At 52.3% G+C, this 13,300-nt stretch carries 11 protein-coding genes; all 11 read left to right on the forward strand.

Annotation, left to right across the window (positions count from 1 at the left end; all coding sequences use genetic code 11):
• The first annotated feature begins 8 nt into the window (after nt 1-8).
• The 11 genes from SK3146_RS33355 (at nt 9) to rpsO (ending at nt 13,273) form a co-directional block, all read left to right on the forward strand.
• On the forward strand, nt 9-4,316 hold the full coding sequence (locus SK3146_RS33355) for a PolC-type DNA polymerase III (RefSeq protein ID WP_249862841.1): 4,308 nt from the start codon (nt 9-11) through the stop codon (nt 4,314-4,316).
• A 217-nt stretch (nt 4,317-4,533) separates the two neighbouring features.
• The gene (gene rimP / locus SK3146_RS33360) at nt 4,534-4,992 is read left to right on the forward strand and encodes a ribosome maturation factor RimP (protein WP_249862842.1); all 459 of its coding nucleotides are present in this window, start codon (nt 4,534-4,536) and stop codon (nt 4,990-4,992) included.
• 38 nt (nt 4,993-5,030) lie between these two features.
• A complete protein-coding gene (gene nusA / locus SK3146_RS33365) occupies nt 5,031-6,128 on the forward strand; it encodes a transcription termination factor NusA (protein ID WP_249862843.1) in 1,098 nt (365 codons plus the stop codon).
• Nucleotides 6,129-6,164: 36 nt separating this feature from the next.
• Complete coding sequence (gene rnpM, locus SK3146_RS33370; protein WP_249862844.1) at nt 6,165-6,479, forward strand: RNase P modulator RnpM; 315 nt, start codon at nt 6,165-6,167, stop codon at nt 6,477-6,479.
• Nucleotides 6,466-6,795: a YlxQ family RNA-binding protein gene (locus tag SK3146_RS33375; protein WP_249862845.1), complete on the forward strand. Its 330-nt coding sequence runs from the start codon at nt 6,466-6,468 to the stop codon at nt 6,793-6,795. The genes rnpM and SK3146_RS33375 overlap by 14 nt, the downstream gene beginning before the upstream one ends.
• On the forward strand, nt 6,788-9,574 hold the full coding sequence (gene infB, locus SK3146_RS33380; RefSeq protein WP_249862846.1) for a translation initiation factor IF-2: 2,787 nt from the start codon (nt 6,788-6,790) through the stop codon (nt 9,572-9,574). Before SK3146_RS33375 ends, infB begins: the two co-directional genes overlap by 8 nt.
• A 5-nt stretch (nt 9,575-9,579) precedes the next feature.
• Nucleotides 9,580-9,936 (forward strand): 30S ribosome-binding factor RbfA, encoded by a 357-nt coding sequence (rbfA, locus tag SK3146_RS33385; protein WP_249862847.1) that lies wholly within the window; start codon nt 9,580-9,582, stop codon nt 9,934-9,936.
• Nucleotides 9,936-10,940, forward strand: a complete 1,005-nt coding sequence (locus SK3146_RS33390) for a DHH family phosphoesterase (protein WP_375295497.1) — start codon at nt 9,936-9,938, stop codon at nt 10,938-10,940. Before rbfA ends, SK3146_RS33390 begins: the two co-directional genes overlap by 1 nt.
• Nucleotides 10,937-11,860: a tRNA pseudouridine(55) synthase TruB gene (truB, locus tag SK3146_RS33395; protein ID WP_249862849.1), complete on the forward strand. Its 924-nt coding sequence runs from the start codon at nt 10,937-10,939 to the stop codon at nt 11,858-11,860. The genes SK3146_RS33390 and truB overlap by 4 nt, the downstream gene beginning before the upstream one ends.
• 39 nt (nt 11,861-11,899) lie before the next feature.
• Nucleotides 11,900-12,853: a bifunctional riboflavin kinase/FAD synthetase gene (locus SK3146_RS33400; protein ID WP_249862850.1), complete on the forward strand. Its 954-nt coding sequence runs from the start codon at nt 11,900-11,902 to the stop codon at nt 12,851-12,853.
• Nucleotides 12,854-13,003: 150 nt separating this feature from the next.
• Nucleotides 13,004-13,273, forward strand: coding sequence for a 30S ribosomal protein S15 (gene rpsO, locus SK3146_RS33405; RefSeq protein WP_249862851.1), 270 nt, complete (start codon nt 13,004-13,006; stop codon nt 13,271-13,273).
• Nucleotides 13,274-13,300 lie beyond the last annotated feature (27 nt).

Here is a 13,300-nt window from a genome sequence, read left to right on the forward strand (position 1 = left end):
GGGCATACATGAGCAGTACGGCAGTGAAAAGAGAACGTTTCGAGATGCTGATGCAGCAGGCGCACGTGCCTGCCGATGTGGTGAACTCTTTTTTTCAGGACGGTTATATCGATAGAGTAGAAACAACCCGAACCAATAGGGAGTGGACTTTTTACATAGTAAAAAGCAGCATCGTCCCGCATGATATTTACCGCACGTTTTGCAAAATGATTCGGGATAAATTCGCCCACATTGCGGCAACGAAGTTTATGCTGCGGTATACGGCGGACGTATTGCCCGAAGCGGTGGCCAAAGAGTATTGGGGCATGTTCATCGAATGGGTGCAGCGGGAAGCGACCTCGGTCAACGGTTGGATGAGCAAGGCCAAGATCGATGTGCAAGGCCAGCAGCTGACGTTGATTTTGTTGGATACGATCGGTTTGGAGCTGGCTAAGAAGAAAAACATCGGCCAATGGATTCATACGTATTTTAACGATTTTTTCGGAGTGGAGTTTCAGGTTCGTTACGCTATGGACGAGCACCGCGAAGCAGAGTTCGAGAAATTCGCCAGAAAGATCGAAGAAGAAGGGAAATTCGTTACTCAGGAGATTATGACTTCGATCGAAGCGGAGCAGGAAGCGGAAGCTCTTCCGGATGCGGAGCTCAAGCTGATGATCGGCTATGAGATCAAGGATGCTCCGACACCAATTCAAATGGTGCAGGACGAGGAGAAGAAAGTTACGCTGCAGGGCGCCGTATTTGGATTGGAATCCAAAGAACTGAGAAACGGCAGCACTCTGTTCACGTTTAATATAACCGATTTTACCGATTCGATGATGTGCAAAGCTTTTGCCAAGACGAAGGAAGACGTCAAAATATTCAGCCTGATGCAAAACGGCACCTGGGTCAAGGTGCGCGGCAAGGTGGAATACGACCGGTTCATGCAAGTGCCTGAGCTCGTTCTGATCCCTAACGACGTGAACGAAGTGATGGCTCCGCCGGATCGGAAGGACGACGCCGCCGAGAAGCGGGTGGAATTCCATCTGCACACGACGATGAGCGCGATGGACGGAATTACTCCGATCGATCAATATGTCAAAATGGCGGCGAAATGGGGACATAAAGCGATTGCCGTCACCGACCACAGCGGGGTTCAATGCTACCCTGAAGCCTACAAGGCAGCCAAAAAGAACGGCATTAAGATGATTTACGGTTTGGAAGCGAACGTCGTCGACGACGGCGTACCGGTGGTCGTTAACCCGAAGCCGATGGAATTGAGCGAAGGCGAATACGTAATTTTCGACATCGAGACGACCGGCTTGTCGATCGTCAACAACAAGATCATCGAAATCGCCGGCGTGAAGATGAAGGAAGGCAAGGAAATCGACCGATTCGCGACGTTCGTCAATCCGCATGAGAAGATTCCGTACAATATTCAGCAGCTGACGAACATTACGGACGATATGGTGCAGGATGCTCCAGAGCTGGAAGAGATGCTTCCCAAATTTATCGAATTTGTCGGAGACAGCGTGCTTGTCGCGCATAACGCCCGGTTCGATATGGGCTTTATTCAGGCGAACTGCAAGAAGCTGGGTCTTCCCGTAGTGCCGAACGCGTCGCTGGATACTTTGGAGCTCGCTCGTCTCTTGTTCCCGTCGATGAAAAATCACCGTCTGAACACGCTCGCCGACAAGTTTAAAGTCGGTCTGGAAAATCACCATAGGGCGATCGACGACTCGATTGCGCTGGGACATATTTTATTCCATCTGATTAAGGAAGCGGCGGAACGAGGCATCACCGATTTGGAACGGCTGAACGATAACGTAGGCAAAGATTTGAAAAATACAAGGCCGTTTCACTGCTGCATTTACGCCAAGGATATGGTCGGCAAGAAAAATTTGTATACGCTCGTCTCCTTATCGCATACGGAATATTATCATCGCGTGGCCTGCATTCCGAAAAGCTTGCTCAGCAAGATGAGGGAAGGGCTGATTATAGCGTCCGGTTGCGAAAAAGGGGAGTTCTACGAGACGGTTCTGAACAAGTCCGTCGAAGAAGCGGAACAGGTAGCCGAATTTTACGATGTGCTGGAGATTCAGCCTACGACGGTCAATATGCATCTGGTCGAGAAAGGGCTGGTCGGCAGCAAGGAACAGCTTGAGGATGCGAACCGGAGAATCATCGCCATCGGGCGGAAGCTGGGGAAACCGGTCATCGCAACCGGCAACGTGCATTACTTGCATCCACGCGACAAAATTTGCCGCGACATTACGATCAATGGGATTACGGGCTTTAGCCCGCTGAAAGATATTCGCAAACCGGACGTCCATTTCCGTACGACGAAGGAGATGCTGGCCGAGTTTCAATATCTTGGCGAAGAGACGGCTTACGACGTGGTCGTCAAAAATACGAACGAGCTGGCCGATCAGTTCGAATCGCTGGAGCTGTTCCCGGACAAGTTGTTTACGCCGATTATTGACGGCGCCGACGAAGAGATCAGAACCAAATGCTATGAGACGGCCAAGCGGATTTACGGCGATCCGATTCCGGAGGTGGTTACCGCCCGTCTGGAAAAGGAACTGATACCGATCATCAAATACGGCTTCTCGGCGAACTATTTGATCTCGGAACGGCTGGTTAAAAAGTCGAATGAGGACGGTTATCTGGTAGGCTCGCGGGGTTCCGTAGGCTCGTCCATCGTGGCGACGTTCCTCGGCATATCCGAGGTCAATCCGCTTCCTCCGCATTATGTTTGTTATCAATGCAACCACAGCGAGTGGATTTTGGACGGCAGCATTCCGAGCGGCTTCGATCTGCCGGACAAAGATTGCCCGAATTGCAATGTCAAGATGAAGGGCGACGGACAGGATATTCCGTTTGAAACGTTCCTAGGCTTCAAGGGGGACAAGGTTCCCGATATCGACTTGAACTTCTCGGGCGAATACCAGCCGGTCGCTCATAACTATACGAAGGTGCTGTTCGGACCGAAAAATGTGTTCCGTGCCGGTACGATCGGTACGATTGCCGAGAAGACGGCGTTCGGCTACGTGAAGAAATATGAAGAAGATCAGGGGAAGAAATGGCGCGGAGCCGAGATCAACCGGCTGGCGGCCGGATGTACGGGCGTCAAGCGGAGCACGGGACAGCATCCCGGCGGTATTGTCGTCGTGCCGGACTATATCGATGTGAACGACATTACGCCGGTGCAGTTTCCGGCTGACGATACGAGCGCTGAATGGCAGACGACGCATTTCGATTACCATGCCTTCGACGCGAACCTGCTTAAGCTCGATATTCTCGGACACGATGACCCGACGATGATGCGGATGCTGCAGGATTTGACCGGCGTCGATCCGACGACGATCCCGATGAACGATCCGAAGGTCATGAGCATGTTCAACTCGACCAAATCGCTGGGCGTAACGCCGGAGCAAATCCGCACGCCCGTAGCCACCTACGGGGTACCGGAGATGGGGACGAAATTCGTCCGCCAGATGCTGGAGGAGACGCAGCCGTCGTCCTTTGCCGACTTGCTGCAAATTTCCGGTCTGTCCCACGGAACGGGCGTTTGGCTCGGCAATGCGCAGGAATTGATCAAGAAGGGCACCTGCACGATCAAAACCGTTATCGGCTGCCGGGACGAGATTATGCTCTATTTGATCTATAAAGCCGGCATGGACGCCGGACTTGCTTTCAAAATTACGGAGAGCGTGCGTAAAGGGAAGGGCCTCACTCCTGAGTGGAAGGAAGATATGAAGAAGCATAAGGTGCCGGCATGGTACATCGAATCCTGCGAACGCATCGAGTACATGTTTCCTAAGGCGCATGCCGCCGCTTACGTTATTTCCGCGGTGCGTACGGCCTACTTCAAGCTGTATCATCCGATCGCTTATTATGCGACGTACTTTACGGTTCGCGCCGAGGACTTCGAGCTCGACATGCTCTGTCAAGGCTATGACGCCATCCTGCGCAGATTGATTGAGATCGAAGAGAAGGGCTTCCAGGCTTTGCCTAAGGAGAAGGCTATGATTTCGATTCTTGAGATGGCGCTGGAGATGACCGCCCGCGGCTTCTCGTTTAAAGGCATCGATCTGTACAAATCGGATGCGACGAAGTTTTTGATTGACGGGGATTCACTTATTCCTCCGTTCTCGGCGATCGCCGGCATCGGGGAGAATGCGGCCAAAAACATCGCTGCGGCGAAGGACGACGGTCCGTTCCTTTCAATAGAAGACTTCCAAACTCGCAGCAAAGCTTCCAAAACGATCGTAGAACTGCTAGGCTCGATGGGATGCTTCCGGGGATTGCCGGAGTCCAACCAGTTATCGCTGTTCTAACGGAACCCGTCTTAAGACGGGAGCTGAGAAGGTATAGTGGTTTTCTCAATGAAGCGAGCACTCATCATATTGCATACCTATAAGGCTTATGGTATAATCTTCTTTGGTAACAAACGTTTATAAGTTCCGATCTTAGAGAGTGGGGAAACCCACTCTTTACATTTTGTTACAGGTATGAAAGCATACGGCTTTCCATTTGACGATAGGAGGTTGCAGGTTGATTTCGCAAATTAAACCCGTAGTTGAATCACTTCTTCAGCCTTTTTTGGACGAAAATCACTTTGAACTGGTAGATGTGGAATATGTGAAAGAAGGCAGCAACTGGTTTTTGCGTGTTTACGTCGACAAAGAAGGCGGCATCGATATCGACGATTGCGGCCGCATTAGCGAATTTTTAAGCGAGAAGCTGGACGAAAAGGATCCGATTCCTACCGCCTATTTCCTGGAGGTTTCCTCCCCCGGAGCGGAACGCCCCTTGAAAAAAGTGCAGGATTATTATAAAGCCGTAGGTCAGCACGTGTTTGTCACTACTTACGAGCCGGTCGACGGATTGAAGGAATTCGAAGGCACTTTGCTGTCGTTTGACGAGCAAACCGTAGAAGTGGAGATCGGGAAAAAAAAGCATTCGATACCTTTTAACAAAGTGGCAAGTGCCAGATTGGCGATTATTTTTTAAGTTGCGGTCGATTTTATGAGAGGGGGAGCCCCGTTCAAATGAACACGGATTTTATTGAAGCATTGTCGGAAATTGAAAGAGAAAAAGGAATTGCCAAAGAAGTGCTGATCGACGCTATCGAGGCGGCTTTGATTTCCAGCTACAAACGTAATTTTAACACGGCGCAAAACGTTCGTGTCGACATTAACCGCCATACCGGATTGATTAAAGTGTATGCCCGCAAAACGGTCGTTGAGGAAGTGCTTGACCCGCGGCTCGAAATATCCTTATACGCGGCTCGGGAGATGAACCAAAACTACCAATTGAACGATATCGTGGAGATCGAGGTAACTCCCCGCGATTTCGGACGCATCGCCGCTCAGACGGCGAAGCAGGTCGTTACCCAGCGCATCCGCGAAGCGGAACGGGGTCTGATCTACAACGCCTTCGTAGATAAGGAAGAAGACATCGTCACCGGCATCGTGCAGCGTCAGGATTTGCGCAACATTTATATCGATTTGGGCAAAATCGAGGCGGCCCTGCCGCTGACTGAGCTGATGCCGACCGATAAATTCAAGCAGAGCGACCGGGTCAAAGCTTATATTACGAAGGTCGAGAACACGACCAAAGGACCACAGATCATTCTTTCGCGGACTCATCCGGGGCTGCTGAAGCGTCTGTTTGAACTGGAAGTGCCGGAAATTTTCGACGGCGTCGTCGAGATTCGTTCCGTCGCCCGCGAAGCCGGCTTCCGTTCCAAAATCGCCGTGTATTCGCGCAATCCCGAGGTCGATCCGGTCGGTTCCTGTGTCGGTCCCAAGGGCATGCGGGTGCAGACGATCGTTAACGAGCTGAAGGGCGAGAAAATCGATATCGTCCGCTGGGTCGAAAATGTGGAGGAATATGTGGCCAATGCGCTTAGCCCGTCCAAGGTGCTGGAGGTTAACGTGTTCGAGAGCGAGAAGATGGCGCGGGTTATTGTGCCCGATTACCAATTGTCGCTGGCGATCGGCATCAAAGGCCAGAACGCCCGTTTGGCCGCCAAGCTGACGGGATGGAAGATCGACATCAAGAGCGAGACGCAGGCAGAGCAAGAATACGGCCGTCCCAAAACGTTTACCGAAGAAATGCACCAGGATTCGGTCAGCATCGATTAAGGGAGCGCAGCCGGACAGGTAGAAGGTGAGAACAGGATGAAGCAAAGAAAAATCCCTCTTCGCAAATGTGTCGCATGCCAGGAAATGATGCCCAAAAAAGAGCTGATCCGCGTGGTGAAGACGCCAAGTGACGACATCATCATCGACTTGACAGGCAAAAAAGCGGGACGCGGTGCTTATCTGTGCGGAAAGCTGTCGTGCTTTAAGCTGGCGAAAAAAAGCAGAGCTTTGGATCGCGCCTTAAAACATGCGGTCAGTCCTGAGATTTACGATGCTTTGGAGCAGGATTTCATCAAAGTGGAAGATGAATTCATTGCCGGCAAGGAAGCGGCGGTGGATGATGAATCATAAATTTTTTAACAACTTGGGTTTGGCGATGAGAGCGGGCAAGATCATCTCCGGGGAGGAAGCGGTGATCGATTCCGTACGCAAGGGCGAAGCGAAGCTTGTCATTGTTGCCGAAGACGCTTCTCCTAACACCCATAAAAAAGTCAATGACAAATGTATAACTTATAGGGTTCCCCTACAACAGTACGGCAGCCGTGAGCAGTTGGGCGCAAGTATCGGGAAAGAAACGCGAGTAGTTCTAGCGATAGCCGATGCGGGATTTGCGAAGATGCTGAAGAAGAGTCTGGAAAATCGTACGGAGGTGGACAGTATTGAGTAAACAAGACAACAATAAGGATAAACTTAGAGTGTACGAATACGCCAAGTCTTTAAATATGAGCAGCAAGGAAATCATCACCATATTGAAAAGACTAGGTATCCCGGTTAACAATCATATGAGCGTAATGGAGAACGATACAGTGGAGAGTGTGGAAAAATTTTTTAAAGACGTTAAAGCGAACGCAGCAGCCAAAAGAACCGGAAGCGAAGCAGGAAGTGCTTCCATCAGCACAAGTACGAGCACAGCGACGAAGGATTCGCAAGGAGCGCCTCAAGGTCAGCAAGCAAGATCCGACGCGCCGCAAGGGCAAGCGGGATCGCAGCCAAGGAATAATGGCGGCGGCCAACAAGGCCAGCGCTCCGGCAACGACCGTAGCGGTCAAGGACAAGGACAAGGCGGCGGCAATAACAACCGCGGCCAGCATGGAGATCGCAGACCGCAAGGCCAAGGGTCCCAGCAAGGCGGCAACAATAACCGCGGCTCGCAGGGAGGCCAAAATCGCGGCGGCCAACAAGGCGGTTACAATCAAAACCGCGGTCAAGGCGGCGGCCAGCAAGGTGGAGGCTACAATCAAAACCGCGGCCAAGGTCAAGGACAAGGACAAGGCCAAGGCGGGCAAAATCGTCAAGGCGGCGGCTACGGACAGCAGGGCAATCGCGGTGGCGGAAGTGCGCCAAGCGGCAGCGGCAATAACAACCGCGGCTCGCAGGGCGGACAAAACCGCGGAGGTCAAGGCGGATTCGATCAACGTAAACCGTTCGAGCAGCGCGGAGCGGGGCAAGGCTCGAATTCGTTCAACCGTTCGATCGGGGTAAGTCCGGCCAGACCGAATGCTTCCACAGACATCGATCAAGACGATGCATCGGGCAGCAAAGGCAAGACTACGAAAAAAACGAAGCCGAACCAAAAGCGGTTTGACGACAACAAGGTCAGCACGTCCAGAGGTCCTCAAAACAACCGCGGCAATAACAGAAACCAAAGAGGCCGCTATCAACCGGAGCCGGTCAAGAAGGAAAAAATCGACAATACGCCTAAGAAAATTATTGTCCGCGGCACGATGACGGTCGGCGAGCTGGCCAAAGCGCTGCACAAGGACGCTTCCGAAGTGATCAAGAAGCTGTTGTTCCTCGGCGTCATGGCGACCATCAATCAGGAGCTTGATTTGGATGCGATCCAATTGCTGGCAAGCGATTATAAGGTTGAAGTCGAGCTGAAGATTCCTGTAGAGGAAGACAAATTCGAGCAGTTCGAAGAGAAGGACGACGAAGCGGATTTGCTGGAACGTCCTCCGGTCGTTACCATTATGGGTCACGTTGACCACGGGAAAACGACGCTTCTCGATGCCATCCGTAAAACGAGCGTAACCGAAGGCGAAGCGGGTGGAATTACCCAGCATATCGGCGCTTATCAAGTGGAAATTCATAACAAAAAAATCACGTTCCTCGATACGCCGGGCCACGAAGCGTTCACATCAATGCGTGCCCGCGGCGCTCAAGTAACGGATATTACGATCATTGTCGTAGCGGCTGACGACGGCGTTATGCCTCAGACGGTCGAAGCGATCAATCACGCCAAAGCGGCTAAAGTGCCGATCATCGTAGCCGTGAACAAAGTCGATAAACCGGAAGCGAACCCGGACAAGATCAAGCAGGAGCTCACCGAATACGAGCTGGTGCCGGAAGAATGGGGCGGCGATACGATTTTCTGCAACATTTCCGCGAAACAGCGGATCGGTCTGGAAAATCTGCTCGATATGATTTTGCTCGTAGCCGAAGTGCAGGAGCTCAAAGCGAACCCTAACAAGCGCGCCAGAGGTACGGTTATCGAGGCCGAGCTGGACAAAGGGAAAGGTCCGGTTGCCCGCGTCCTGATTCAACACGGTACATTGAAGGTCGGAGACAGCTTCGTCGCCGGCGTATGCTTCGGCCGCGTGCGCGCCATGGTCAACGACCGCGGCAAGAAACTGAAAGAAGCGGGGCCGTCGACGCCGGTCGAAATTACCGGCCTGACGGAAGTTCCGCTGGCTGGCGATCCGTTCATTTGCTTCGAAGACGAGCGCAAGGCGCGCACCATCGCCGAAAAACGCGCGGTCACGCAAAGAGAATCGGAGATGGGAGCGAACGTTCGCGTCACCTTGGACGATTTGTACAAACATATCAAGGACGGCGAAATCAAAGATTTGAACGTGATCATCAAAGGGGACGTTCAAGGCTCTGTCGAGGCGCTGCGCGGCTCGCTGGAGAAAATCGATATCGAAGGCGTTCGCGTCAAAATTTTGCATAACGGCGTAGGCGCGATTACCGAATCCGACGTTATTTTGGCCTCGGCATCCAATGCTATCGTGATCGGCTTCAACGTCCGTCCGGAGCCGCAAGCCAAAAACACGGCCGATCAGGAAAAAGTCGATATTCGTCTGCACAGCATTATTTACAAAGTCATCGAAGAAATCGAACAAGCGATGAAGGGAATGCTCGATCCGATCTACAAGGAAAGCGTGATCGGCCAAGCGGAAGTGCGCAACACGTTCAAAGTTTCCAAAATCGGGGTTATCGCAGGCTGCATGGTGACATCCGGCAAAATCGCCCGCAATGCGCAAATGCGCCTGATCCGCAACGGTATTGTTGTCTTTGAAGGCAATATCGATTCCTTGAAACGGTTCAAGGACGATGCCAAGGAAGTGTCCCAAGGGTACGAGTGCGGTATATCTCTGGACAAATTCAACGATATTAAAGAAGGAGATATCATTGAAGCCTTCGTGATGGAGACGGTAGAGAGGTGATCTGAATGGCGCGTATTCGCGTAGGAAGAGTCGGAGAACAAATTAAAAAGGAATTGAGCCAAATCATTCAATCCGAGCTGAAGGACCCGAGAATCGGGTTCATCACGGTTACCGGAGTCGACGTAACGAATGATTTGTCCCAAGCCAAAATATTTTTAAGCGTGCTCGGCACGGATGAACAAAAGGAAGAAACGCTGAAGGCGCTGGGCCGCGGCAGCGGATTTATCCGCTCGGAACTCGGCAAACGAATCCGTCTGCGCAAAATTCCGGATTTGATCTTCAAATTCGACGCGTCGATCGACTACGGAAGCCATATCGAGAAGCTGCTCGGCCAGATCAATGCGGAGAATGCGCAGTCATGATGCAGTTCCGGCATACCGATTCTTATGCGGCCGATTTGCAAGCCGCGGCGGCCTTTATACAAGGCGGTGACGATTTCCTGGTGGTGTCCCATATTCAACCGGATGGGGACGCCGCCGGGTCTACATATGCTATGGCCTGGATGCTGACGGCACTCGGCAAGCGGTTTACCTTAATCAATGAAAACCGGATTCCTCCCAAGTTCGTCTATATGGGAGCAGGACGGCACGAGGTTATTCATTATGAAGCGGATGCGAAGAAGCTGACGCGTTCGTTCGCTTCCGTCATTAGCGTAGATTGCGCGGATTTCTCAAGAGTCGGCGCGGTTAAGGCCTTGTTCGCCGATGACGCGCGGTTGCTGAACATCGATCATCATGCGACGAACGACCGGTTCGGAAGCTGCAATGTCGTTGCGGCAGATGCGGCGGCTACCGTTGAAGTACTGTATGATCTATGCGTTCAAATGCAAATTCCGCTTGCGCATGAGCTCAACGTTTGCATCTATTCGGGGCTGTTGACCGATACGGGAGGGTTCCGTTATGCGAACACGACTCCGAAGGTGATGCAGATTGCCGCCCAAATGCTGCAATGCGGCGTCAAGGGACATGAGCTTGCGGAGGAGCTGCTGGAGAAGCTATCCTATCCGCAAATTTCGCTGATCAAAACGAGTCTCGCTACGTTGTCGTTTGCGCATCAAAACCAGGTGGCCTGGCTAGCGGTTACTCCGGACGATCTGGCCGCAAGCGGCGCCGCTAACGAGGATTTGGACGGTTTGGTCAACTACCCTCGCAACGTGGAGGGCGTTGAAGTCGGCATCCTGTTCAAGCAGCGCGAGGGCGGTATCGTCAAAGTCAGCTTGCGTTCCGCAGGCAAAGTGGATGTAGCCCGGGTGGCCAAAGCGTTTGGCGGCGGGGGCCATGTCCGTGCGGCAGGCTGCGCGGTCGAGGGCACGCTGGAGGAAGCAATAGAACGAGTCGTGAAGGAAGTAGGTTTGGCATTGGCATGACGGACGCGTTGGAAGGCATCTTGCCTATATGGAAGCCTGAAGGCTTTACATCCCACGATGTAGTAGCCAAAGCCAGGCGGATTTTGAAGATTAAGCGGATCGGCCATACCGGTACGCTGGACCCGCAGGTAACGGGAGTGCTCCCCTTATGCATCGGACGGGCTACCCGGCTTGTGGAATACATTCAGGAGCTGCCCAAAGAATACGAAGCCACGCTGACCATCGGCTTGGCGACGGATACCGAGGATGCCGGAGGCCAAGTGGTCGAACGGACTGAGCACGTATCGCTCACGGAGCCGCAGGTGCTGGAGGCGATACAATCGTTCGTCGGTACCATCGATCAAGTTCCGCCGATGTATTCCGCCGTTAAGGTGGACGGCAAGCGGCTCTATGAATTGGCGCGGCAGGGCGTGGAAGTAGAACGCAAGTCTCGCAAAGTGACGATTTACGATATTCGTATACTGCAGATGAATCTTGAGCTGGAACATCCCGAAATCAGCTTCCGCGTCAAGTGCTCCAAGGGCACCTATATCCGTACGCTGTGCGTCGATATCGGCAAAACGCTGGGTTATCCGGCGGTCATGTCGAAGCTCGTGCGCACGTCGACCGGAAGCATCGGGCCCGAAGAGTGCCTTACGCTGGAACAAGTGGAGCTTTTGCACCGTCAGGGAACTTTGGCAAGCAAGCTGATCCCTGCCGACAAAGCGTTGGCTCATATGCCTTCCGTACATTTGAATGAAAGTCAGACTCGCAAGGCGCTGCTCGGACAAAAGCTGACCTTGGACCCGGCGAAGCTAACGTTTATGACCGAAGCCCAAGATCGCATGTATGCGGCTTACGGCCCGGATGCCCGGTTTATCGGCATATTCGAATGGGACGGCGATAAGCAGGAGCTTCAACCGGTCAAAGTGTTCTCTTGAGTAAGCTTCGTCTGGAAAGAATGTAGGTGATGATGTTTCATGCAATCGATAAAGTTGACATATCCGATAACGGAAAATGACAGCCATACGGTAACGGAGCCGCAGGTGATGGCTATCGGCGAATTTGACGGCCTTCACCTCGGGCACCAGGAAGTCATCAAGCGCGCGCTGACTACGGCGAAGCATCTGCGCACTCCGGCGGCGATTATGACCTTCCATCCCCATCCGAAGGAAGTGCTCGGGCAGCAAAAATATACGCAGCTGTTGACGCCCGTGGATCAAAAGCGGCGGATGCTCGAGCGGATGGGCGTCGATACGATGTATCTGGTCTCGTTCAACCCGGATTTTATGCAGCTGACTCCGGAGCAGTTTGTTGAAAATGTGCTCATTCCCATGAAAGTCAATACCGTGATCGTCGGTTTTGATTTCAACTTCGGCTACCGCGGGGCGGGTACGCCGGATACGCTGTGCGAGCTTGCGCAGGGCAGGTTTGCGGTGGAGGTTGTCCGGCCTTACCAGCAAGGAGGAGTCAAAGTGAGCAGCACGCTGGTGCGGGAGCATCTGCAAAAAGGCGAGATAGAGGAAGCGAATGCGCTGCTCGGACGTCGCTACACTGTCGAAGGAACCGTTGTGAACGGAGACGGCCGCGGCCGTACGATCGGTTTTCCGACGGCGAATATCAATTTGGCGGAATCGTTCGTCATTCCCGCTTTGGGCGTGTATGCGGTTCAGGTGACGATCGACGGGGAGAAGTTCAATGCGGTAATGAATGTTGGCAAGAAGCCGACGTTTGTTGCCGACTTGGAACGCCCTACGCTTGAAGCGCATTTGTTCGATTTTTCACGTACGATATACGGAAGCGCGATTTCGGTCGAATTCATTGCGTTTCTCCGGCCTGAACGGAAATTCAGCGCAGTGGACGAGCTGATCGCTCAAATTCGTCGCGATGCCGATCGGGCGAAATCGATTTTAACGGCATTGGAAAATAATTAGCAAACTCTATTTTACTTTTAACCTACTTATGTGCTATACTGATATTCGTTGTCGATTGAAAGAATCGGCGAGGAACCTTGGCATGGAGATTCGATGACTCCGACGTTCTCTGGGCCAACGGGGATATACAACTATGGAGGTGAATGAACAATGGCATTGACACAAGAGCGTAAGCAGGAATTGATCCAAACGCACAAAACTCATGAGTCCGATACAGGATCTCCTGAAGTGCAAATCGCGATTCTTACTGAAAACATCTTGAACCTGACTAGCCATTTGAAGACGCACAAGAAGGATCATCATTCTCGTCGCGGTCTTTTGAAAATGGTAGGTCAACGCCGTAAGCTGTTAACTTATTTGAAAAACAAAGACGTTAAACGCTACAGCGCCTTGATCGAGAAGCTTGGCCTTCGTCGATAATAGGAATGTCTTCAAGGAGCAACCATC

This window comes from Paenibacillus konkukensis, assembly GCF_023523925.1.
Classification (GTDB): Bacteria; Bacillota; Bacilli; order Paenibacillales; family NBRC-103111; genus Paenibacillus_S; species Paenibacillus_S doosanensis.